Raw genomic sequence first — 21,898 nt, 5'->3', positions numbered from 1 at the left:
AATGAGCACCACACAGTTTGCCTCGAAAGGCGATCTTTCCGACAAAACCATCTCCTTCTCCGAGATCGGTCCAGGCCTGTTTGCCTATACGGCCGAAGGTGATCCTAATACTGGCATCATCGTCGGCGATGACTCATGCATGGTGATCGATGCCCAGGCGACTCCCGCCATGGCACACGATGTCATTTCACGGGTCCGAACGGTCACGGACAAACCTATCAAGTACGTCCTGCTCTCCCACTATCACGCCGTGCGCGTGCTGGGCGCGTCCGCGTATGGCGCCTCCGAAGTTGTCGCGCACGAAGCAACACGCAAGCTGATTGTCGAGCGCGGGGAGGAAGACATGGCTTCGGAGATCGCGCGATTTCCCCGGCTCTTCCGGGGCAAGGAGTCTATCCCCGGCCTCACCTGGCCAAGTCTGACATTCGAAGGGGCGCTCACATTGTGGCTCGGCAAGCGGCGCGTCGAGATACTTCATCCCGGACGCGGACACACCGCAGGCGACACGATCGCGTGGGTTCCCGACGCCGGCGTTCTCTTCTCCGGCGATCTGATCGAATACAAATCCGCCTGCTATTGCGGCGATGCGTTCCTTCGCGAGTGGCCAGCGACGCTGCGACGCCTCGCCGCTTATCACCCCGTCGCGGTCGTCCCAGGCAGAGGTGACGCGCTTGTCGGCGAAGACAAGGTTTCGGCCGCCATTGCAGGAACGACCGACTTCGTTACCGCCCTTTACGGGGCGGCGGAGAGGGCAGTCGCCAAGGGCTACTCGCTGAAAGAGACGTTCTCGGACGTGCGTAAGGCTCTCGACGAGCCGTTTGGTGATTACGCCATCTACGAACATTGCCTGCCCTTCAACGTAAGCCGTGCATACGACGAAGCACAGGGCATCGACTGGCCACGGATCTGGACTGACGAACGCGACCTCGCGATGTGGCAGAGCCTACAGGCATAGAATGGCGATCTAAGAGACGATTGCTCACACCTTGCGGGCGGGGCGCGGTTGACCGCCGCGCCACTAATCATAGCCAACAGATGTCTCGCAGGTATGCGCGCTCTCGATGCTCGGCTGATAAACCATCGCGCCTCCGATCAACGGGAACTGGGTTGGGGGTGGCAGCTTCCGAAGGTGTTTGACGGCAGGGCATACGCCACGGCCAATTTCTGAAGTGATGTATCGCCAGATACATTCCCATGATCCGTCCCTCGCTATGGTGAACCACACAAAAAATTAGGGAGGAAGGCCGCGTTGAATCATCAGTTTGATGCAATCATCGTAGGCGCTGGTCACAACGGCCTCATAACACAAGCCTATCTCAGTCGAAGTGGCCTCCGGACACTATCTCTGGATGCCGCCCCTGTAGCTGGCGGGGGGTTATCGACCGTAGAGGATCCGAGCCAGCCAGGTTTCTTCCACAATCTCCACGCGTTTTTCCATCGAGGCATCACCGAGATGCCTTGGTTCAAGGACCTCAACCTGGCGAGCCATGGCGTCGATTACATCGGCGCGGATTTGTACGCCTCGATAATATCATCGACCGGAACGGTGCTACAATGGTGGACGGATTTCGAAAAGACGTTCGAATCCTTTTCCGCCCTTGATCGTGATGACGCGAACACACTGCGAAAATGGCGCGACGCCTTTATCCCGATCTTAAAGAATATTCTGACGGATGAAGCACGCTCGACACCAATACCTGCTGAGAAGCGTAGAGAATTGTTGGAAAAGACAGCCGACGGCCGCCTGCTTCTGGAAGTGAGTCAGAATTCACCCCTCGAGTTCGTGACAAGTGAATTCAGGCATCCGGGTATCCAGGCGGCATTGCTTTTCATCAATGGAATGCGCGAAGTCGATCTCCGCGCCAAGGGATTTGGCCATCACATAGCGTCATTGTTCGCCTCTCCAGCACGGGTTCAGACATGTCGTGGGGGTGCCGCGACACTCGCGAGGGCCTTGGTACGCGCGGTAGAAAGTGCAGGCGGCGTGGTCCGCACAAACGCCCCTGTCAAACGAATCCTGATTGAAGATAATCGAGCGGTCGGTGTTGAGCTTCACAACGGTGAAAAAATACTTGCGAACAAAATTGTTGCATCAGCCCTCAATCCACATCTCACGTTCTTGGAACTAATTGGCGAAGATAGGCTGAATGGTGATCTGACTGCCAAAGTCAAAAACTTCAAGTATAATGTTCTGGGGCCGATATTCTCGCTTCACCTGAATCTGAAAGAGCCGCCGATCTATCGAGTGGCGGATACCCATCCCGATGTGCAGCGCTCGCTAACAGTCATCATGGGAATCGATAGCGTAACTACGTTTCTCGATATTGTTAGAGCACATGACAAGGGGGAGCCGGGCCCACGTGTGCTCTGGGGAGGAACGCCGACGGCCTTTGATCCGTCGCAAGCTCCGCCAGGCCAACACACCGCGTTTATGTGGCAGAAGAGTCCTTACGCGCTTCACGGGGATCCAAACAACTGGGTACGGGAAAAGGAAAGCCACGCGCAACAGATGTTGGAAATGTGGACGTCCTACGCGCCCAATCTGCGGGCCGCCACGATAGGCACCTTTTCGCAAAGCCCCAGAGATGTTGCGCTGAACCAGCCCAACATGCGCGAAGCCGACGTGCTTATGGGGGCATTTACAAACGGCCAGGTCGGGTTTGCGCGCCCATTTGAGGGGGCGGGTGACTACCGGACTGCGTTCAGTGGACTTTATCTGTGCGGGTCGGCGTCGCACCCCGGCGGAAACATCACAGGTCTCCCAGGATTTAATGCTGCCCGGGAAATGATCAGGGATCAAAGCCTCCAAAAGTAGGAAGGAGATATCAAATGAGCAAGTTGGTCCGATTTAACATAGGGGACGTTACTCCAAAGCTGAATCCGCCGTTCTTCCCGGAGGTTCTGGAGGGCAATCCGACGACACGCGCGTGGAGCTTTTCGAGCACGGAAGATGGTCGAGGGGCAGCGGGCATTTGGGAATGCACACCCTGTGTCTGGAGAATAGACTACACCGGGATCTGGGAGTTCTGCCATATCATCGAAGGTCAATGTGTCATTACTCCGGATGGTGGAACTGCTGTAGAGCTTTCTCCCGGAGATGCCTTCGTCTGCGAACCCGGATTGAAGGGAACTTGGCGCGTCGTCTCAAAACTGCTGAAGCATTTTACAGTTATTCAATAATAACTCAAGGAGCAAAAGTGTTCTGGGCGCTGGGCTGGTCTATATTTTGGCTGTTCGTCAATGAAATAGCGTGGGGGACCTCGCCGCACGCAATTGATATGATCACTTAAGCCGCAGAGGATAGAACACGGCCCGCAGTGGCATAGCGGCCCGTTTGGAGTCTTGGAGTTAAAGCATCTTAACCGAAAGTGTTGTTCGTCATCGGAATTGCTGTGCAAGTGAGCATCCACGGGCGAGGTCTTAGTAAGCACCTCGCCGAGCCGTCTGAACCTAAGCGGCTCAAATACATGGCCGTTCCGAGATTGGAGGTGCCGACATGCCCCAGGATTCTTGGCACTTGTTCTTCGCCTATCCGGCATCGCTCCAAGACACGAGAGCGTGGGTGTCGAAGCATAGAATCAGCGCACTAAAGGGCGACAATCGACCTGCTGGAGCCCCTGCACCGCAGGATCGTTCAATCAGCAGACGCTGAAGCAGCCCTACCGTTGGCCGGTGGAGAGTTCGCAGTGAACTCGTCACCGAAACAGGCTCCAAAGGAGAAACTTCAATGTCAACTGCTCTAACCGCACTAGTCTCGGCTGCCGCGCTTGCCCTGGGCATATCAGCAACGGGCGCAATCGCCGCCCCGGTGAAATCCATCGTGCTGGTCCATGGCGGATTTGTCGATGGATCCGGCTGGGAAGGCGTCTATGAGATCCTCAAGAAGGATGGCTATGACGTCACCATCGTCCAGAACCCGACCACATCGCTCGCCGACGATGTCTCGGTGACCAAGCGCGCGATCGCCGCGGCATCGGGCAACGTCATCCTCGTCGGCCACTCCTATGGCGGCGTCGTCGTTTCGGAAGCCGGCACCGATCCCAAGGTGGCGGGCGTGGTCTACATCACCGCATTTGCGCCCGATGCCGGAGAATCCGTTTCAAGCCTGATCGCCAACCCGCCGCCCGGCGCTCCGGTGCCGCCGATCCTGGCGCCGGTCGACGGATTCCTGTTCCTTGACCGGGCGAAGTTCGCCGCATCGTTCGCCGCCGATGTCCGCCCGGACCTCGCTTCCTTCATGGCCGACTCCCAGGTTCCCTGGGCCGTGGCCGCGCTGGAAGGCAAGGTCAGCGCGCCTGCCTGGAAGGTAAAGCCCAGTTGGTATTTGGTGGCAACCGAAGACAAGATGATCCCGCCGGACGCCCAGCGCGCCATGTCGAAGCGCGCCGGCTCCACCGTCGTCGAGGTGCCGGGCAGCCACGCCATCTACGTGTCGAAGCCCGGTGCGGTTGCCGAACTCATCGAAGAGGCCGCCCAGACGGCAAAGCCGGTCGGAAACTAGCTGGCTCTTTCTCACCGCCCAACCGTCGGCCTCATCCGCGGCAGGACCAGAAAACATCCAGGCATTGATGCGCCTCGGCCCGCACGCCGAGGCGTCAGGCCTATTCATTGCTACCAGAACGGTCGTGGTTGGGATGACCCCATGCCCCCAAAACAAGGATCACATCCATGAACCTCTAAGTCATCTGCCTCGCAACCGCTTCTCTTTTTGCCTTTGGCGGCGTGTCTCTTGCCGGCGCTCTCGACGAACCTTCCAACATGGCGCCCTTCTACGCGGATTCGGCACTGAAGCAGCTGAAGCCGATGCCGGAATTCAAGAAGGTCTTCATGGCAATGCCGAAGGAAAAGCAGAACGAAGTGCACAGGCTGTGCCAGGATGCCGCGATGAGCAAGCCGCACGCCGAGTTCTGCGCGGACGTGAATGCTCTTGCCGGATCATAACGATCCCGACTTTGATCGGAGAAGGACGGCGGGGTTTACTCCCGCCGTCCCATCGGCTCTCAAAGCCCCTGAAATCATTTCGATGGAGCAGGGGCCAACGGACTTGCAGTCCCACACACGGTTGCATCCCCCGCTACAATCCAGACGGAGCCCGGTATGGCAACCGCCGCGCCGTGTTGCTAGTCTTTTGCTTGGGAAAGCGAGGTCGGTATGACCCTGAATGTAAAAGCCAAGGTGATTGACATCGCAACGGTCCCCATCAGACTTCCGAGCAATACCGATCGCAAGCTTGCGGTACGTGCCCTGGCGCGTTCACAGCTCCTTGCAGCCGACATCAGTTATGGCTTCCATCCTGTCGGGGTCGACGCCGCGTTTCCGGTTTGGGAGGATGCCTACAGCATCGGTGTTCGTTTCAGCGATGAAACAAGCAGCATCCTCGTCGACGGTAAAAATTACGCGAACCCGCGTCGCAAAGGGGAGACGCACATACTTTACCTGTCCGACGTGCAGCACATCGATTTTTCCACACCCCGGCATACCATCGAGATCTTGCTGCGGCGCAATTTCATGCGTGAGATTGCCGACGATCTGGAGGTGCCTCATGTGAAGTACCTCGGTCGCAGCCTCTTTCACGTTACAGGAGATCCGATCCTTCGGGACTTGGCATTGCGTATTTCCCCTTTTTTCGAAGCGCCCGAGACTCTTGATCCGCTGCTTGCCGATCATTTCATGTGGGGGCTCGGCATATATGTGTGCGCACACTACGGCGCTCTTGCCACCCGGCGACCCGTTGCCGGAGGACTGAGCACCTGGCAGGAGCGTCTTGCCAAGGACATTATCGAAACCAGCCTGATCGGCGGTATCGGCCTTGTTGATCTGGCGACACTGTGCGGATTGCGGACCAGCCAGTTCGCGCACGCCTTTCGAAAGTCGACGGGCATGGCGCCCTACCAATGGCTGATGAACCGTCGCGTTGCTCGCGCCAGGGGTATGCTCGGAGGGACCCACTCCCTGGCCGATATTGCGCTTGCCAGTGGCTTTGCCGATCAGAGCCACCTGACCCGCGCTTTCTCGCGCCAGGTGGGCGTAACGCCTGGCAAATGGCGCGCGGCTCAGCAATAAAGGAGCCGTTGGCAAGTCGTGCGGGACGCGGCGGTCAAAGCCCAAGGCCAACGCGGAGGCCGTCAACTTCGCCAGTCGCTCGCCCGGCGCCTCGTTGACTTCAGTCCGTCCGTTGCCTTTTTGTCCGCCGCACTGCGAGCACGAACAGGGAGCGTCCGCCAGGGAACCGCAGCTGGACCTCAAAGTCCAAAGGACGAAACAAACCAAGGATTCGTATCGTAGCCGAGACGCGGCTTCGTGTCGGTTGGAGGCAATGCGGTCGTCCCGGTCGCAGTGCAGTCCAATTTTGCAGCTACCGCCGCCTTAACCGACAGACCAGCGCATGCGTTGGCGGTTACCGTTTTCTTCCTTTCGTGAGCCACAGCGGCGCTTGGGAATGGTGGCACGATTCTAGGCCCGGGCGACAAAGCGTCCGAACAATCCCGACAAGGCCACCTTGACCTCGCGTGCCTGCCCGAGCGGGTCCTTAAACACAAACGGCGTTCCCGGGCCGGTTGCGGTCAGAAGCGCGTCCAGAATAGACCACGCTCAATACGCGGCACCGGGCGTCTGAAGGACTTCCCGTATCCCGGCATCCTCGATCTCTGAGATCTCCAGATCAACCGTCGGACCTGTGACGGGACTAGCGCTCGCTGGTTCGAATTATGGATAAAGGTTCTTGTCATGGCGCAACCGTTAGCGAGGTCGGTCTAGCCAGCGTCACTTCGCGGCGGCCAGTTGAGTGGGCACCTTTGATGGTGTGGCCGACGCCTGAAGCCAGTTGGTCCAGATCTGCAAGAATGCGCGATAGTCCTTCATTCGGACGCGAAGGAAATGCAGCCCTTCAATCCCATTTTGCTGAGACTGCTTTGTGCTCACAAAACAGAACATTTGTACGGGTGCGCTCCGTGTGGTCTGACCATCTTTATCCAAGTAAAGGATGCCGCCGTGAGCAAGGCCATTTCGCAGGATTGTGCAGAAGCTCGCCGTGCTCAATGTGCCGGCGGCCTTCTCCGCTCCGGGTGATGCCAGTGCCCCCTCGAAAGGCTTCGGAAGGCCGTCCTGGGACAGGTCAGGTAGGCCGCCGCCCCTAGGAAGATAATGATAACGCCATGTTCCCGGACGATAGAAGCCAGCGTTGGCCACCACCTCCGAACCGATACCCTTCCTAATTATCGCTGCCAGGTGCGGATCGAGAACGGCATCATTGAGGTGCTCCACCGCCCGGTTCATCTGCGGCTTCCAGATCCGCTAAATCGGAAGATTGACCATGGGTGTCGAGATTGCCAGCAGGAACGAGGCGTTCAACGGGAGCGCGCCACCCGCTCGCTTCTTTGACACCTCCGCCCAAAGCCCGTCGATCAGCATTGGCAACGTCGGGGGATATCAAGGCTAAAATTCTCTGGATTGCCCATGCTCGCTCCCCTACCAGGCCAACATTTGCTGCTGCCAACTGTCGTTATTGCCCGCTTTGCACCTGCACCAGCCAGTCCTTCGCCAGCGCAGGCGGAATGTGGAAAACAATGAGCGGGGCCGCTTCCGCAGCTGGCTTACCGCTGCTCGCAAACCTCAGGTCATAGGCGTGCAACTGAACGGTCACGCGATTGGGCTGTTGAAAGGATGTGTCTCCGGGATAGCCGCCCACACGGTCCGTCCGGCCTTGTAGGAAGTTGTCAATCGTGCCGTCGTCGTGAATGTCACGCCGGCCACCTGCGGTCGGCCTCATTCGATACACCGTGGCGACGAGGTTCTTGTTTCGCCGCAACGCTTCGCCAATCGTGACAAGCAGCCCCGTGAAGCTCGCCGTGTCGCGCGGGTCTTCAAAGCGGTAGTCAACTAAAGCGTCCACGACTGCTTGCATGGGCACGCTCGGTGCGATGAGGTGTTGCTGCGCCGCCTCCTTTGACGGGTAGGTGGTATCCGGCTGGAACGTGATGCCTTTGGCTAACTCGTTGAGGACAGCGCCATTTGCCTGGCGGGTGACGATTGTCATCAACGCGCCGCGCTGCTGGGTCCAGCCTCCGCCAGCCCGTGCGCGCGTGTAGGGGTCTGAGACCACCGACCTTCGGCATGGATGAAGGGCTGGATCAAGAATGAGGCGTCGTCGCCACGTATGAAGGTTAACGCCAGTTTCGGAGAGCCTCTTGAGTTCGGTACGCATCGTCTGCTCGTGCTCGACATAGTCCTCAAACGCGCCCTTCAGATTCTGCTCCATGTAAATGCGGCACAGTCCAAGGTACTTGCGCTTGTAGCCAAAGAAGCGCGCGCGCTGCTGGATCGTGTCGGCGTTGCCGACCCCAACGCCTCTGGGCATGTAGGTGATCGAAAGCGAATCCACCGTGAAGCCGCGATCAACGGCCTGGCCGCCGACGAGAATCCAGCCCTCGGCATTGCGCCAGTTAATTTCGGGCGTTTTCGGCGCGCCGCGTGTGTTGAACTCAATGATCGTCGTGCCGCGCAGCGCACGCGGCAGTTTCTCAACAATAAGGTTGAAGTCCGGCAACGTGGGGTCGGTTTTGGCCAACTCGTCGTAGGCCTTATTGAAATCGGCAATCGCCTCCTTTCGATCAGGATCATGGGCGGGTGCCAGCAGGGCGCTATACCAGGCCTCCTTAGCGGCGGCCGCCCACTGGACATTGGCCAGATGAACCAGCCGCTCGCGCGCCGGGTGAATGAGCATGGAACGTCGGCCCGATTTGGCGATGATGCTGGCAGCGAGCCCGACGTAAAAGAGCCTCATGGCCGTGAGAAGGCTGTCAGGCGGATCGACCGGCATCGGCGCGTTGTTCGGCGGAATGTCGCCAACTGGAATTGTTTTGACGTACGGGCTGCCGGTCTTGAAGAATTCTTCGCCGCCAACATAACCGGTGCCTGGCTCAAGGACGTGAACAAAATCGGGAGACAGAATGTCCGCGATATTGATGAGCAAGGGCGCCTGAGGTGTCGCGGTGTACTGCAAAAAGGTATGGCAGGGTAACGCATCACGCAACTCGCGGAGCCGGGTGTAGGTAGTGCTTTCGTTGTTCTGATTCACCTTCGTGTTCAGGCTTGCCTGATCCGCTTCGTCGTCGATCACAAGCGCGGGGACATCCGTCAAATTCAGCTTGCTGAGCAAACCCGTCAGCGCACGAAGACGATGATTTTGCTTCAGAACCGTCAGCAGCAGCGTGGGCTTCTCATCGGGATCGCGTGTCGTGTCCCGCCAATTTGCAATCGTCTGCCGCAGAAGTTGCTCATACTGCCCGTCCTGCACCTTGGGGTTCTTCTCCATGATCCAGGCAGGCAGCCCTTCTCCGCCATCGACGTCCAAATCCTTATGGAGTCGCTGATGAGACTGGGTGAGCAAATTGTCCTTGTTGCCTGCGACGAGGATCACGATTGGAAAGCCATTGTCGCGGGCAAGGCCGATAACGGTCGTGAATGAAAGCGTCTTTCCGCTTTGGACGTATCCGACCACTAGGCCGGTAGCCTTGTCGGGCAGCTTCTTCGGGTCCATGCCCGATCCCAATATTTCGGCGGCCGACTGAAGCAGCGCCTCCTGGGCATTGGCGTCCAGCTTGCTTCGCTCGGCGACACCCAGGGCCTGCTCGCCCCGACTGGGAACCCATTTAATACCGGGCTTAAGCGGCTTGCCCGCCGGGGGTGAGGCTTTGGAAGTCATGGCTGCGACAAGGCCTCCCTGAGAAGATCATTCATATTGCGCCGTACAGTGCCCGCCGATTTCACGCCCGCGCGTCGCGCCAGCTTCTCTGAAATTGCAAGCGCTGCCGCTATGCGCAGAAGCGGCTCAATAGCGTCGGCTTCGGTCTGAGCGAATGAGATCATAAATGGATGCGCCATCGAAACGCGTATCTCGATCGTATCGGGGCCGCACTCCGTGGCGGCTCCGAGATCACTGATAGACAGCCAGTCGCCTTCGGCGGGATCGTCAGATAGCTCGATCCTGACGAGCCATGGATCGCCGCGGAAGTCGAAGCGGAACTCCCGCGTGGCTAGAGTTGGTTGTTCGTCCAGCGGTTCGGTCCGTGTCTCGACCGGCTCCTTGTCCGCGATTCCGGGGAGAACGTCGGGAACGGTATCCGCAATTGCATTGCCCGCGCGCTGAAGCGCTATGGTCGCGGCTAGTTTGCGATCTTTCTTGGATGCAAGTGATCGGTAGTTCTCGCACTGCCGGAGCAGTGGCAGTTCCTCGCTATCAAGATGCTCCCTGAGAAGGTCGAGGAACGGCTCCTCGTTCTCGTCCCATCGAAAGCCATCCTTCGTATGGCTGACCTCGAAGCCTCTCAGGTGGAGTTCGCCGAAAAGGCGCAGGCGCGCATAGCTGCTGCTGCCGCTGGTCCCAAAGATCGCAGTGGGCCGGTATCCCTCTTCACCGCTTCCCTCGATCAATCGGCTTCGCCGAAACAGCGCGAACCCGGAGCGGGAATAGTTGCCCGGGTCGCGCAGAGCGGCGAAGCCGGTCACAGAAAGACCGCCGCCTAAGTCGAACCCGATGTCTTTGCGCCAAAGATGCGGCTTCCCAGTTGGTTCTTTGTAGTATGGCGCATTAAGCACGGGCGGCTCAGCATAGGCGAGAGTGTCCGCGCCGAGTTTCAACTCCAACGTGCCCTCACGGACAAAAACGCGGTAGATGTCCGTTAGATGCTCCTTGATCTTGCCAAGCGTGCGACCCAGGGGCACATGGTGCAGATCTTCTAGAACGATTTCGGTGTAGTGCGCGTTTGCCTGAGCGCCGCGCTCGTCGATCGTCAGTTCCTCAATCTCGTCACGAACGATGTGATTTATATCGAAATGAACCGAGCGCTCAACTTCTTCTCCAAGCGCTTTGGTCCGCACGTGCCAGCGTGACGAAAACCAGCACGCCGCGCTTTTCATCCCCATTCCAAATTCGGACAAGCCGGAGCGGTCGGGGGGAATGACAGCGGGGCGAAAAGCTCTGGGAAACACGCTTTGCTGAATTCCAGCAGCGTTGTCACGGATGACGATCCGGCCTGGCGCCGACGTATCGATGGAGATGGAGACCTTGAGCTTCCACTGCTCACCGTGGAGCTTTTGAAGCTCGACCTTATTCTCAAGGTAGCTTTGGACGGCGTTGTCCACGAACTCGGCCAGCGCGAACCAAGGCTGATAGTTGAGATGCCTCAGGACGGAAAGCACACTTACACCTGGACGGATGCTCACCGTTTGCGGTGGAGGTGCCGAGATCGGTTCCTCACTAGATGGCGATGCGAGCCTCATCGGCCTTCTTTCTGCGCGAAGTGGATATGGGCGCGGCCCCACTCACCACGCGCTTGCCGCGGTTCAATTTTCTCGGGGGCGGCCCGGACAGAAGCTGCGTCGCAACCGCCGTCACTACTTCAACGTTTACGGCGTTGCCTAACGCCTTGTAGGCGGCCGTCTGCGTTTCGGGCAAATGTGTGAGCTTACCCATGCTTTGCAGCCGGGCACATTCGCGCATCGTCATGTAGCGCTTTTGCCAAGGAATGACAGGCACTTGGCTTGTCGTGAGGGCGACAAGCGATGGCGCTGCATTGGGCCGCTTTGCCCGGATACCTGAAGCTCGAAACTGGATGACGGTGTGCCAAAGGTCTTTTGGTCCGTTCTTCCAATTCCATTCCAGCTTCTGGAAACTGGGGGCGAACTCCCGGATGGATGGCAGCCAAGCGTCGACGATCGCGCGGTGCTTGCGATAGAACGCGCGGTTCTGATCAATGAAATCGATCTTCCAGTTCGGAAAGGTATCGTTCGCGGAACGGGCATAGGACGGCAGAAGGGCGACCATCTCTGATTTCTGTAGTCCGCGTAGCGGCTGCCCAAACGCTCCCTTGAACGATCCCAAATCTTTCGCGGACATGCTCGTAGGGGTCGCGACGCGATACGGGTATGTCGCGCCGAACTCCATAGCCCATATCGGAAAAGAGGGGAGTTGCTCATCGCGCGGAAGCCGGTCGAGCAGGGTCTGCCAAGCGGTGAGATAGCTGATTGCGGCGGGTGTCAAAGCTCGGGCTTCCGTCGGAGCGTCGTCTAGCACGGCGGCGATGGAAATATCATCGGCGCTGTGTGTCGCGATAGGCCATACGAACTGAGCTAGTCCCGCCCGCGCACCGACGATCAATGCGCGTTCCCGAGTCTGCGGAACGCCGAACATATGTGGCGATAGGAGCTTGAAGTCGATGGCATAGCCTGCATCACGCAAACGTTGGCACACGCGTTCCCACGTCCGCCCCTGATCGTGCCTCAGCAAGTTGGGGACGTTTTCTACAAGAAGGAAGCGAGGCTTATGCCGCTTCAAAATCCTGATCACGTATTCGAAGAGATCGCCCCATTGCGGGCAATCAAATCCAAGCTGCTCGCCAGCTTTGGAAAATGGCTGGCAAGGAAATCCTGCGCACAAAACATCGTGCGGCGGGATGCTCTTGTATGCCTGTCGAATATCCCCAGACGGACGGATTCCAAAATTCTTCTCATAGAGATCAACCAACGTCGGATCGATTTCCGATGCAAAAACACATCGATGCCCGAGTTGCGCAAGTGCCTGATGAAAGCCCCCTAAGCCTGCGAATAGGTCAATGAAACGCAATGTGGACAAAAATCGTGCTCCCGCAGAATCGCTGGTAGGCGGATCACGCTGCGAAAGTGCCCCCCGGCGGCGCGATTCTACCGCGCACGATTCAGCTTAGCTTGAAGAGTGCCAGAGCACCACAACAGAAATTCCCTTTTCTATCAAACCGTTACGATATGTTCGGCTCATCCAGGAAGCGACGAATTCGGCCGGCGACCGCGACCTTGTCACGCACCTCGCATTCCCAAACCACCATCACCCCCCAGCCAAGAACCAAGAGCGCCCGTTCCGTCGCCGCGTCTCGATCTTTGTTGCGCTGCAATTTCGGCAGCCAGTACGAGGGGTTGGCCTTGGGCTGACGATCCCCCAACCGGCAATCATGCTGATGCCAGAAGCAACCATGAACGAGGATCACCTTTTTGCATGATGGAAATACCAGGTCTGGCGTGCCGGGCAAGTCACGGCGATGAAGCCTGTAGCGATATCCCATCGAGTGAACGAGACGCCGAACATCGAGTTCGGGTTTGGTGTTCTTCTTGCGGATGAGCCGCATATGGGCGCTGGACTGGTTTACGCAGCATTGAGAAATCTCCTATCATGAAGCTCACGGATGCGCTGGACCTGCGCCGCAGTCGGCTGGATGCGCCAGCCCGGGTTCTCGAGACCCACGCGCTCGACGAGGTATTCGTCGACGTCGGCAATGGCCATCGCATCGTCCTTCGTCACAAGGCCGCCGTGGCGGAAGCCAAGCCACTTCACGCACAGCTCTTCGTCCAGCTGCAGCCTGAAATCAGGCTTGACGTCCTCCTTGCCGGGCATACACGAGTAGCCATGTCGGGCCGCGTAGAACGCGGCGAAGCCGGGCTGCGTCGTCTGCAGCACGACCTCCAGCTGCGGTCCGAAAACGATCCACAGCCGCTGCTCTCGCGTCAACCATGGAAATTGGCCGCGGTCCCAGTGCTGGTGAATCGCGCGTACGGCAGCGGTGCGCAGCTTGTCCAGCTTCTCAGCCGGGATCACGCGGGCTCCCTTAGCCTCCGGCTTGAAGGCGTACTGGTAGCTGGTCTGCCGCGCAACGCCGAGCTCGCCGGCGATGCGATACGAATCCCAGCCGCTGCGCTTGAGGCGGTCGCGGACCTCGACGTAGTGATCTCGGATCTCCTGATGTGATGCGGTCCTCATGGCCTGTACTCCCCTCTGTTTTCTTCGATGTCTGCGATGATGGCCGCAGCTCGCATCCGGTGTTCTCTTGCGGCGGCGACCGCGTCGTCGTCCCTGTTCCTCAAGGCGCCAATGATTGCCTTCTCCCCGACGGCGTGATCCCGCATGGCGAGCGCCAGCTTTGCTTCGAGGAGCCTGCGGCCGTGCTCATCCGTGTCCATGTCATCGTCGTACCGCCTCATGATGCCCTCAACACCGACTGCGCGCCGTTGGCTGCGAAGCCTGCCCAGTCCCAGTCCGTTTGAGTGTCTGACGGATGCGCCGCTTCGAGTTCGGCTGTCAGCCGCTCGACGACGCGATAGCTGGCGTGCGTGCTCGCCTCGGCGATGGCGTCCTTGCGGAGCATCTCCTTGCCGAGAACGCGGCGCTGCTCAAGCAAGCACATGCGGCGCGTGTGCTCCGAGCAGCCAGATCCATGGATGATGCCGTGCTTCGCAAGCGTCAGTGACGCCTGGCGGATCAGGATATTGCGGTGCGCTACGACGATGATATATTTCTCGCGCTTCGCGGCGTCGGCGAGAACGACGGTCTTTCCAGTACCAGTATCGGCCTGCGCGAGCACGTTTGTACTCGCGGCCGACACCGTTCAAGCTCAGATCGAACTGGTATGAGCGCAGCCCCATCGGATTCACCGCGGCAGGGCGTTGCGGTGGTTTTCTATCCAGTATGTCGCGGCTCGGAACTTCTCTCCGGAGAGATACTCCTCGGCCGCCGAGGGCGGTGCTTTCGCGAGTACCGCAGCGCGGATTTTCTCCGCCCAAGCCTTCTGTTTCGGAGTGCCCGTCAGCGCCCTGCCGCCGAGGACGGTAGCCGCCCTTCGCGCCGTCTTTGCGGTTTCCTTTGCCTTGGCGACGGCCAAAACCTCGGCTTCGGCCGCGTCCTTCGGAAGCGCAGCTTTATCAGTGTCAGTCATCGCGTCGTAAGCCTCGGCTCTGACGACGTATGCGTATTGCACCCATTTCGTCGAATAATCAGCCTGGAACGGTTTCCCAAGTCCTGTGACGACGAGTTCCCGCGAGCCCCGGCCTGTCGTCGATGCAAATCGGTCGCCGGCAGTGAATGTGCCTGGCACGGATTTCAGGTATTCCTTGTCTCCGCCCTGAGTTGTCGAGCCGAAGAGTTCATCGTGCTGCTTCGGCTCGCGAGCCAGCGCGGACATGACTGCGATGACGCGGTCGAAGTCGCGTTCCTCTTCGAGATACACAAGCCGACCTCGGTCACTGACATCCGCAAGTTCGACGATACGAGTAGTCCACCCGTCCGAAACGACGCGGTCGCCCACGGCCGCGCCCTGACGCACGTATGTGAAAAGCCTGCGCTCGCCGTTGTGAGTGCGTGCCCCGACGCCGATCCGCTCGTCGGCCTCGAAATTCTTCGGTTCAGCCGTCACGATCGGCATTGCATGCTTCGCCTTGGGCTCCTCCGCAGGCGCGGCTTTCTTCAGTGCCTTCGGCACCCTGGGCGCGGCAGGCTTGCTCATCGGCGCGAAGCCGCTGTACGCCTTGCCGTCGTCCGCGGTGAAGACCAGCAGCTTTTTCGAAAGCGTCGGTATGCCGTAGACGCTGACCGCCACGCCCTCGACTTCGACAGTCTCGAGAAACGCGTGCCTGTGCGCCGTGTCCGCTAGAGCCCTGCGGACGATCTCGTCAGCGGCGAACGGCACCGCCCGCACCTGGGTTTTCTGCGCTGTCGTTTTGAACGTCCGGAGCACCGCTGCGGTCAGTGTTTCGATGTCAGTCAAGTCGTCCTCCCTTGTCATCAGCACCCCGCTGACAAGGAAATGATTGTGTGTAATGACGCTCAATACAAGCCAGTTCGCAAAAAGTTTTTGATACTTGCAAATTGAAAATTGCAACTTCCAAGTTTTCTCGGGCCTTCGTAAACAAATTTAGCTTCAAAAATCTGCATGTAGCTTGCTGCAGAATCCGCCACCATTGTCAATACGCCGACAATTTTAGGAGTTCGTCATATGAAAGCTGTCATCCGCCTGGCACTTGAAGCCGTGGAAGCGATCCTGCGCGCGATCCTCGCCGTCATCGCCGCGTTCTGTCGCCTGCTTTGCGTTGCCCCGCCGTCAATGCCGCAGCTGGCGCAGCCGACGACGACTCCGGAGGACGTCCGCAACGAGTACCGCGACGAGTACACGCGCGAGGTCGCCAACGACTTCGCCCACGCGAGCGACGTCGGAATGGCGGTGCATCAATATGCATCCGCGCTCGACCCCGCGATCCGCGGAGCAGTCGACATCTCCGGCCTGTCGCCGGCGCAGACGGATTGGCTACTGGGATTGCGCGAGGAGGACCTGCAGCGGCTGGCGACGGCCGGGCCGAAAGCGTGCGAGCTTGCCGTGTCCGGCAAGCGCTGCGGGGTAGTCGGGTTGCCGACCTCGTCAGTTCCTCAGGAAATCGAAGGACCGAGTGCTGTTGTCCACCCGGCCCGCGATCTTTTAATGGATCGAATCCGAAACGCTCATGCCGCTCGCGCGCAGGTACTCGCGTAGCGCACTCCACTCATCTTCGCGTTGCCTCAGCTCGCGCTCACGCATCCGGGAAATAGCGGCGTCACGTGACTGGACGCCGCGGATCGCGCGATAGTCGCGCAGCGCGCGCTCTGCTTCAGGGACTTCTTGCAGCAGGTCCTTGAATTCTTCGAACAGCTCGTCGACTGACTTCTTCATGCAACCCTCTTCATCCGGTCGATGAAGCCCTGCCGCTGCTCCAGCGCGCGGCGCAGCTTTGCGATTTCCGCGTTCGCCGTAGCCAGATCACGGACCGCCTGGCGGGCGATGCGGCCGAGCTGTTCGGCGTTGCCGAGAGCCGCGGACACAGCAGCGTCGTACGTTGCCTGCTCGCGAGCCTCGCGGTCCTGCCGGACGCGCTCCATGGCGTTCGCATGTCCAGTGAACATTACCGCTCCGATGCCGACGCCGAGGCTCGTTGCTTGCAAACCGACAGCCGTGCCGACGTCCATTCCTCGATGCTGTGCCATGTTGAAATCTCCTGTTCCCGACCACTCGCATACAAGGATCCAGGAAAGAAAAGCGACCCCTTAAAATTTATTTTCGGCCTCATTCAGTTGACGCGCAGCATATGCTGCCTGTGCACGTCAACATATTGTTCGGGCTGACTGATTTGTAATTTCCGACTGCCCGAAAAACCCTTCTTGCAGACAAGCAAAAGGGGGCTACCTCATGCAGCAGGTTTTCAAGGGGACGCTCGATGTCCGGTCGCGGAACCGCAGCGACGCGAAAGGGACTCGTGGCTGGTGCATCCTGACGGTACCAGCCGCCGCGCTGGAAGCCTGTGGCTTCGGGTCCGCATGGCTGCGCGCTAGGCCTGAGGGCGAAGACAGGGTCCGATTCAGCCCGGGCATCACCAGGGGCTTTCAGCCCGAGCCCGCCGACGGCGGCTCGTCATCGAGGTCGACGCTCCGCAGGCCAAGGTCAGCGGCAGCGTCAGGGCTCCGCTGGCGGTCGCCATCGCCGCCGAGCCCGGAGTCTTGCAGGCTCTCATTCCGATCGAGGCGCGGCTCCAGACACGTCCCATCGGGCCGCGCGCGGGCGGGCAGCAGGAACGGGCTTCATATCGCGATGCGACCGCAGGACTGCACTGGGCCGCCAAGGCGCTCGCTCTCGACGCTATCGACACGCGCACCTGGGCACGCACACCCGCGCCGTCGCCGAGAGCCAGCTGCTCGATCTCTGCGGAAACGCCTGGCGTCGGATCGAGCAGCTCTCGCCGCGGCTGTTCCGGATCGACGGCAGGTCGGCGACGCTGGCGGACTTGGGCGAAGCGGCGCGCCGGATCGACGCCGACGCCGTGCAGATCGCGGAGGCTGCGTGACATGACGATCGTGGCGGCCATGTTCGCAATGACGATAAATTTCTGCTGGGACGGGTCCTGCGGGACCTACGTCGCCACGGACGCCAGAGAGCACGGACGTCGACGCGTGAAGGGGGGACGATGAATCTCAAGGGATTGCTGCCGCAGGACGTCGAATTCCTCAACGAATGGCTGGACCAACTTCGCGCGCTAGAGCGCCTCGGCCAGGCCGAGGCATATCTCGTCAGACATTCAATCCTGCGCATCGCCGCAAATAACATCCGCGGAGAATACCCAAAGAAGCCAAGCGAGGGCTGGAGCGATCCGATGCCCCGTATCGAGCAGCTGTCGCACATTGTAGACTGGCTGCGAGCCGATCTCTATGAAGGCGCGCCGTGGCTGGGAAATCTTGACCAACACAGCAGGCCGAAAAAACTGATGAAATGCGGCACGTATGACGATCTCGTGCGCGAAGCCGACAGAGCCATGGATCGACGCAACGGCGGTATAGCGAAGGCGCTCGGGCCGGACGACGAGGAGTTCGTCTCCGGCCTCGGCGACGGCTATAAGCTGGTCAGGATGTTGACTCCTGAGGCTCTTGATCTCGAATCCCGCCGCATGCATCATTGCATCGGACACGGCTCATATGACGGCAGGCTGCGGGCGGGATGGGGGCGGTACCTTTCGGTGCGGGATTCGAAGAAGCGACCGGTCGTCACGATCGAGCTGCGGCAGGAAGCGAACGCTCGATGGTCGATCAGCCAGATCCAAGGCAGGCACAACGGGCGCCCAGCGCGCCTAGTCATGGAAGCCTTGAGGCCCTACACCATCGCCCAGGGCTGGCGGGACAGAGAAATCTGGTGGCCCGTTGTAACGGCCGAGGACGGCACGGTCTACGACGTCGACCGGATTCCCGCGGGGACGACGATCCGGGGCGACCTGGACGTTGGCAGCGATGTCGTCGACATGCTCGGCGTATTCACCCTTCCGACGGATCTCACGGTGCTGGGCGATGTCACCGTGTCGCCGAAACTCTGCATCCCGGAGAATTTGACGGTGAGCGGGTTCTTGGAGATCGAGCGGCGCGACTGGATGATACCCGACGACTACGACGGTGTCGTCCTGCCGGAGAGCCTCCATGTCGACATGGAGATTCGGATTTCCATGTCGGGCGACCTAGCGCGGCCGATACCGACGCACATGTACTCCATCATCAAGATCATGGGCCGGGAGCGGCTGGAATCCCTGAAGTGGACCGAAACCGACGAGGGGCTCGACGACGGGGACAGGGCTCCATCTCGCGGTCCCTCCTGCTGATCAAGAGCGACGTCGACTGTTGTAGCCGTCCGTGCTGACATTGGACGTGCCGCACCCCGAGACCTAGCCGTGGGGATACGCAGAAGGTTCTCCGAATGAGGACGGCGGCACCACTTTGTTGACCGATGTAGACATGGCTGAACGGATCGGGAAATGGTGTAAGAGTGGTGTTGGGCATACGAGACTTATGAAGCTAACGCGGCTTAGCTGCCGCATCGCTCCGTAAACCTCTGAATACATTAGAAGATCTTGGTAGCGGGAGAGGGACTTGAACCCCCGACCCCAGGATTATGATTCCCGTGCTCTAACCAACTGAGCTACCCCGCCAGGGCGGCAGAAGGCCTGAAATCCGCCTTCAATCTAAAGGCAGTTCGAGGCGTTCGCCAAGGTCGCGCGGATATAAGGTTGCGAGGGCGAGCCTGTCAAGCTTCGAAACATTCTATATCGGCGCATATTCTCATTGCGGAAAAAGCTTTGCCGCGTGGCCATTTGGTTGCAACCGCCGGGGTTGAGTTCGAAGAGGCACGTCGCTATGTCTCGGCCACGAGTTTTTAGAGTTTGAAACAGATGAAGCCGCGCATTGCAGTCCTCGGTTGCGGATACTGGGGCAGCAACCATATCCGCACCCTCAAGGCGCTCGGCGCGCTGCATGCGGTTTCCGACGCCAACCGGGCCCGCGCCGAAGGCTTTGCCAGCGAACAGGACTGCCTGGCGATCCAGCCCGACCAGCTGTTCGTTCGCGACGATATCGACGCCATCGTCATGGCCTTGCCGCCGCAGTTCCATGCCGATCTTTCCGTGCGCGCCGTCGAGAGCGGCAAGGACGTGCTGGTGGAAAAGCCGATCGCGCTGACGGTGCCGGACGCGGAGCGCTCGGTGCAAGCGGCCAAGGACAACGGCCGCGTCTTCATGGTCGGCCATGTCCTACGTTTCCACCCCGCCTTCGAGACGCTGAAGGGGCTGATCGACAAAGGCGAGCTCGGCGAGGTCCGCTACATCCATTCGCATCGGCTCGGCCTCGGCAAGTTTCATACCGAGAACGATGCGCTTTGGGACTTGGCGCCGCACGATCTGTCGATGATCCTCGCCATCACCGGCACGGAGCCGATCGAGGTGCGCGGCGAGGGCGCGGCGCTGCTCGATAGCCTCAGCGATTTCGCGCATCTGCACATGCGCTTTCCCAACGGCTTGCGCAGCCATCTTTTCACGTCGCGGCTCAACCCCTATCGCGAGCGGCGGCTGACCGTGGTCGGCACCAAGGCGATGGCGGTGTTCGACGATGTCGAGCCGTGGGAACGCAAGCTTGCCGTCTATCGCCACGCGGTCTGGCAGGACAGCGGCCAATGGGCGTTTACCACCAACGAGCCGTCCTATGTCGCGGTCGCGCAAGGCATGCCGCTGACGCGCGAGCTGGAGCATTTCATCCAGTGCATCGAGACACGCGCCGAACCGCGCACCAGCGGCGAGGAAGCGATCAGGGTGCTGCGCATCCTGACCGCGGGCACAGTCACCCACACCAAGTCCTGAGCCGTAGGGAAATTCTGCCCCGACGGGCGGAGCGGATTTCGGACGGCGTCGAGAGGATAGCGCTTATTCGGCGGGAACCTGCGCGGGCCGCACGGCAAGACGGCTCAGCATGGCTTCGGCCTCGGCGCCGCGCTCGGAGCGCTCGATGAAGCCGCCGCCGAAGACACGGGCCTCGTTGCCATCGTCGGAATAGAGCACGCAGGCCTGTCCGGGCGCGATGCCGGACTCGCCATCGGCCAATTCGACCGAGGTCACGCCGGCCTCATGGCGCAGCACCGCGGGACGTGGCGGCCTGGTCGAGCGCACCTTGGCGAACAGCTCGAGGCCGCCGGCGGGGACATCGGCCAGAGGTCCGTCGCCAAGCCAGTTCATGTTGCGCAGGTAGATCTTGTGCGTCTCCAGCGCCTCGCGCGGACCGACCACGACGCGCGCCCGTTCGGCGTCGAGATGGACGACATAGAGCGGCTCGCCGGACGCGATGCCGATGCCGCGGCGCTGGCCGATCGTGTAGCGCAGGATGCCTTCATGGCGGCCAAGCACGCGGCCGTCGATGTGGACGATGTCGCCGGGATTGGCGGCGGCCGGCTTCAGCTTGGCGATAATGTCGGAATATTTTCCCTGCGGCACGAAGCAGATGTCCTGGCTGTCCTGCTTGGCGGCCACCGTGAGCCCCATCTCCTCGGCAATGGCGCGGACCTGCGGCTTCGACAGGCCACCGAGCGGAAAGCGCAGATAGTCGATCTGCGCCTGCGTGGTGGCGAACAGGAAATAACTCTGGTCGCGGTCGGCATCGACCGGCCGGAACAGCGCACGGTGCGCGCCATTGGCGCCGGAGCGGATATAATGGCCAGTGGCGAGCGCATCGGCGCCCAACTCCTTGGCGGTGGCCAGGAGATCGGCGAACTTCACCGTCTGGTTGCAGGAGACGCAAGGGATGGGGGTTTCGCCGGCGACGTAGCTTTCGGCGAAGGGGTCGATGACGGCCTTGCGGAAGCGCTCCTCATAATCGAGCACGTAGTGGGGAATTCCCAGCGTCTCGGAAACGCGGCGGGCATCGTCTATGTCCTGCCCGGCGCAGCAGGAACCGGCCCGGTGCGTCGCCGCGCCGTGGTCGTAAAGCTGCAGGGTGACGCCGACGACATCATAGCCCTCGCGCTTCAGCAGGCCGGCGACCACGGACGAATCCACGCCGCCCGACATGGCGACGACGATGCGGGTGTTTTCGGGACGTCCGGGAAGATCGAGACTGTTCATGATGCTTTCATTCTGCGCGACGCCTGAATGCCAATGTCGAGAATATAGGTCAAGCTTTCCCACGGCGCCAGCTGCGGGGCGATTCACTGGACTGGCCAATGCCGGGAGCGGACAGGTTTCCCCAGCCGATTCAAGGCTTGCAGCCGGATGTTTC

The 21,898-nt window shown here is 60.1% G+C and carries 22 protein-coding genes and 1 tRNA gene; 9 read left to right on the top strand and 14 right to left on the bottom strand.

Annotated elements, in window-relative coordinates:
* Position 1 precedes the first annotated feature (1 nt).
* The 6 genes from FJ548_RS04465 (at position 2) to FJ548_RS04440 (ending at position 6,063) form a co-directional block, all read left to right on the top strand.
* Complete coding sequence (locus tag FJ548_RS04465; protein ID WP_140777009.1) at positions 2–955, top strand: MBL fold metallo-hydrolase; 954 nt, start codon at positions 2–4, stop codon at positions 953–955.
* 294 nt (positions 956–1,249) lie between these two features.
* Positions 1,250–2,815: an NAD(P)/FAD-dependent oxidoreductase gene (locus tag FJ548_RS04460; RefSeq protein WP_140777007.1), complete on the top strand. Its 1,566-nt coding sequence runs from the start codon at positions 1,250–1,252 to the stop codon at positions 2,813–2,815.
* A 14-nt stretch (positions 2,816–2,829) separates the two neighbouring features.
* The gene (locus FJ548_RS04455) at positions 2,830–3,180 is read left to right on the top strand and encodes a cupin domain-containing protein (RefSeq protein ID WP_140777005.1); all 351 of its coding nucleotides are present in this window, start codon (positions 2,830–2,832) and stop codon (positions 3,178–3,180) included.
* A 547-nt stretch (positions 3,181–3,727) separates the two neighbouring features.
* Positions 3,728–4,501, top strand: coding sequence for an alpha/beta hydrolase (locus FJ548_RS04450; protein WP_140777003.1), 774 nt, complete (start codon positions 3,728–3,730; stop codon positions 4,499–4,501).
* Positions 4,502–4,758: 257 nt separating this feature from the next.
* Positions 4,759–4,941 carry a hypothetical protein gene (locus tag FJ548_RS04445; RefSeq protein WP_348640870.1) on the top strand — a complete coding sequence of 61 codons (183 nt, stop codon included), beginning with the start codon at positions 4,759–4,761 and terminating at the stop codon, positions 4,939–4,941.
* 210 nt (positions 4,942–5,151) lie between these two features.
* Positions 5,152–6,063: an AraC family transcriptional regulator gene (locus FJ548_RS04440; protein ID WP_140776999.1), complete on the top strand. Its 912-nt coding sequence runs from the start codon at positions 5,152–5,154 to the stop codon at positions 6,061–6,063.
* A 699-nt stretch (positions 6,064–6,762) separates the two neighbouring features.
* On the opposite strand, the gene FJ548_RS04430 is transcribed toward FJ548_RS04440, so the two are convergent.
* The 9 genes from FJ548_RS04430 to FJ548_RS04390 form a co-directional block, all read right to left on the bottom strand.
* Positions 6,763–7,275, bottom strand: a complete 513-nt coding sequence (locus tag FJ548_RS04430) for a hypothetical protein (RefSeq protein ID WP_140776997.1) — start codon at positions 7,273–7,275, stop codon at positions 6,763–6,765.
* 226 nt (positions 7,276–7,501) lie between these two features.
* Positions 7,502–9,703, bottom strand: coding sequence for a Z1 domain-containing protein (locus FJ548_RS04425; RefSeq protein ID WP_140776995.1), 2,202 nt, complete (start codon positions 9,701–9,703; stop codon positions 7,502–7,504).
* Positions 9,700–11,199 carry an ATP-binding protein gene (locus FJ548_RS04420; RefSeq protein ID WP_181168708.1) on the bottom strand — a complete coding sequence of 500 codons (1,500 nt, stop codon included), beginning with the start codon at positions 11,197–11,199 and terminating at the stop codon, positions 9,700–9,702. Before FJ548_RS04420 ends, FJ548_RS04425 begins: the two co-directional genes overlap by 4 nt.
* A gap of 58 nt (positions 11,200–11,257) precedes the next feature.
* Complete coding sequence (gene dcm, locus FJ548_RS04415) at positions 11,258–12,631, bottom strand: DNA (cytosine-5-)-methyltransferase (RefSeq protein WP_140776991.1); 1,374 nt, start codon at positions 12,629–12,631, stop codon at positions 11,258–11,260.
* A 142-nt stretch (positions 12,632–12,773) separates the two neighbouring features.
* A complete protein-coding gene (gene vsr / locus FJ548_RS04410; protein ID WP_281407050.1) occupies positions 12,774–13,193 on the bottom strand; it encodes a DNA mismatch endonuclease Vsr in 420 nt (139 codons plus the stop codon).
* Positions 13,175–13,786, bottom strand: coding sequence for a hypothetical protein (locus tag FJ548_RS04405; protein ID WP_140776987.1), 612 nt, complete (start codon positions 13,784–13,786; stop codon positions 13,175–13,177). The genes vsr and FJ548_RS04405 overlap by 19 nt, the downstream gene beginning before the upstream one ends.
* Positions 13,783–14,007 (bottom strand): hypothetical protein, encoded by a 225-nt coding sequence (locus FJ548_RS04400; protein WP_140776985.1) that lies wholly within the window; start codon positions 14,005–14,007, stop codon positions 13,783–13,785. Before FJ548_RS04400 ends, FJ548_RS04405 begins: the two co-directional genes overlap by 4 nt.
* Positions 14,004–14,387, bottom strand: a complete 384-nt coding sequence (locus FJ548_RS04395) for a hypothetical protein (protein ID WP_140776983.1) — start codon at positions 14,385–14,387, stop codon at positions 14,004–14,006. Before FJ548_RS04395 ends, FJ548_RS04400 begins: the two co-directional genes overlap by 4 nt.
* Positions 14,388–14,453: 66 nt before the next feature.
* Positions 14,454–15,566, bottom strand: a complete 1,113-nt coding sequence (locus FJ548_RS04390) for a hypothetical protein (protein WP_140776981.1) — start codon at positions 15,564–15,566, stop codon at positions 14,454–14,456.
* Positions 15,567–15,794: 228 nt separating this feature from the next.
* On the opposite strand from FJ548_RS04390, the gene FJ548_RS04385 reads away from it, so the two are divergent.
* Positions 15,795–16,325 (top strand): hypothetical protein, encoded by a 531-nt coding sequence (locus FJ548_RS04385; protein ID WP_140776979.1) that lies wholly within the window; start codon positions 15,795–15,797, stop codon positions 16,323–16,325.
* On the opposite strand, the gene FJ548_RS04380 is transcribed toward FJ548_RS04385, so the two are convergent.
* From FJ548_RS04380 to FJ548_RS04370, 3 genes are all read right to left on the bottom strand, one after another.
* Positions 16,272–16,502, bottom strand: a complete 231-nt coding sequence (locus FJ548_RS04380; RefSeq protein WP_140776977.1) for a hypothetical protein — start codon at positions 16,500–16,502, stop codon at positions 16,272–16,274. The genes FJ548_RS04385 and FJ548_RS04380 overlap by 54 nt on opposite strands.
* Complete coding sequence (locus FJ548_RS04375; RefSeq protein ID WP_140776975.1) at positions 16,499–16,813, bottom strand: hypothetical protein; 315 nt, start codon at positions 16,811–16,813, stop codon at positions 16,499–16,501. Before FJ548_RS04375 ends, FJ548_RS04380 begins: the two co-directional genes overlap by 4 nt.
* A 383-nt stretch (positions 16,814–17,196) precedes the next feature.
* Positions 17,197–17,670, bottom strand: a complete 474-nt coding sequence (locus FJ548_RS04370; RefSeq protein ID WP_140776973.1) for a hypothetical protein — start codon at positions 17,668–17,670, stop codon at positions 17,197–17,199.
* A gap of 117 nt (positions 17,671–17,787) precedes the next feature.
* On the opposite strand from FJ548_RS04370, the gene FJ548_RS04365 reads away from it, so the two are divergent.
* Positions 17,788–18,963 carry a PcfJ domain-containing protein gene (locus FJ548_RS04365; protein WP_140776971.1) on the top strand — a complete coding sequence of 392 codons (1,176 nt, stop codon included), beginning with the start codon at positions 17,788–17,790 and terminating at the stop codon, positions 18,961–18,963.
* 250 nt (positions 18,964–19,213) lie between these two features.
* Here the strand turns inward: FJ548_RS04365 and FJ548_RS04360 are convergent.
* A tRNA-Met gene (locus tag FJ548_RS04360) sits at positions 19,214–19,290 on the bottom strand.
* Between the two features lie 240 nt (positions 19,291–19,530).
* Between FJ548_RS04360 and FJ548_RS04355 the strand changes: the two genes are divergently transcribed.
* Complete coding sequence (locus FJ548_RS04355) at positions 19,531–20,490, top strand: Gfo/Idh/MocA family oxidoreductase (RefSeq protein ID WP_140777062.1); 960 nt, start codon at positions 19,531–19,533, stop codon at positions 20,488–20,490.
* Positions 20,491–20,553: 63 nt separating this feature from the next.
* Here FJ548_RS04355 and mnmA read toward each other — a convergent pair whose 3' ends face one another.
* Complete coding sequence (gene mnmA, locus FJ548_RS04350) at positions 20,554–21,744, bottom strand: tRNA 2-thiouridine(34) synthase MnmA (RefSeq protein WP_140776969.1); 1,191 nt, start codon at positions 21,742–21,744, stop codon at positions 20,554–20,556.
* Positions 21,745–21,898: the final 154 nt, after the last annotated feature.

This window comes from Mesorhizobium sp. B2-4-17 (assembly GCF_006441275.1).
GTDB lineage: Bacteria > Pseudomonadota > Alphaproteobacteria > Rhizobiales > Rhizobiaceae > Mesorhizobium.
Note: the sequence above shows the minus strand (reverse complement) of the source record. Positions and strands in the feature narration are given on the sequence as shown.

What these genes read in the sequence shown, in the direction of transcription:
- FJ548_RS04465 (WP_140777009.1), top strand. Translation starts at nt 2, where the DNA reads ATGAGCACCACACAGTTTGCCTCGAAAGGCGATCTTTCCGACAAAACC.
- FJ548_RS04455 (WP_140777005.1), top strand. Translation starts at nt 2,830, where the DNA reads ATGAGCAAGTTGGTCCGATTTAACATAGGGGACGTTACTCCAAAGCTG.
- FJ548_RS04450 (WP_140777003.1), top strand. Translation starts at nt 3,728, where the DNA reads ATGTCAACTGCTCTAACCGCACTAGTCTCGGCTGCCGCGCTTGCCCTG.
- FJ548_RS04445 (WP_348640870.1), top strand. Translation starts at nt 4,759, where the DNA reads ATGGCGCCCTTCTACGCGGATTCGGCACTGAAGCAGCTGAAGCCGATG.
- FJ548_RS04440 (WP_140776999.1), top strand. Translation starts at nt 5,152, where the DNA reads ATGACCCTGAATGTAAAAGCCAAGGTGATTGACATCGCAACGGTCCCC.
- FJ548_RS04430 (WP_140776997.1), bottom strand. Translation starts at nt 7,275, where the DNA reads ATGAACCGGGCGGTGGAGCACCTCAATGATGCCGTTCTCGATCCGCAC.
- FJ548_RS04425 (WP_140776995.1), bottom strand. Translation starts at nt 9,703, where the DNA reads ATGACTTCCAAAGCCTCACCCCCGGCGGGCAAGCCGCTTAAGCCCGGT.
- FJ548_RS04405 (WP_140776987.1), bottom strand. Translation starts at nt 13,786, where the DNA reads ATGAGGACCGCATCACATCAGGAGATCCGAGATCACTACGTCGAGGTC.
- FJ548_RS04400 (WP_140776985.1), bottom strand. Translation starts at nt 14,007, where the DNA reads ATGAGGCGGTACGACGATGACATGGACACGGATGAGCACGGCCGCAGG.
- FJ548_RS04385 (WP_140776979.1), top strand. Translation starts at nt 15,795, where the DNA reads ATGAAAGCTGTCATCCGCCTGGCACTTGAAGCCGTGGAAGCGATCCTG.
- FJ548_RS04380 (WP_140776977.1), bottom strand. Translation starts at nt 16,502, where the DNA reads ATGAAGAAGTCAGTCGACGAGCTGTTCGAAGAATTCAAGGACCTGCTG.
- FJ548_RS04375 (WP_140776975.1), bottom strand. Translation starts at nt 16,813, where the DNA reads ATGGCACAGCATCGAGGAATGGACGTCGGCACGGCTGTCGGTTTGCAA.
- FJ548_RS04370 (WP_140776973.1), bottom strand. Translation starts at nt 17,670, where the DNA reads ATGTCACGCAGCCTCCGCGATCTGCACGGCGTCGGCGTCGATCCGGCG.
- FJ548_RS04365 (WP_140776971.1), top strand. Translation starts at nt 17,788, where the DNA reads ATGAATCTCAAGGGATTGCTGCCGCAGGACGTCGAATTCCTCAACGAA.
- FJ548_RS04355 (WP_140777062.1), top strand. Translation starts at nt 19,531, where the DNA reads ATGAAGCCGCGCATTGCAGTCCTCGGTTGCGGATACTGGGGCAGCAAC.
- mnmA (WP_140776969.1), bottom strand. Translation starts at nt 21,744, where the DNA reads ATGAACAGTCTCGATCTTCCCGGACGTCCCGAAAACACCCGCATCGTC.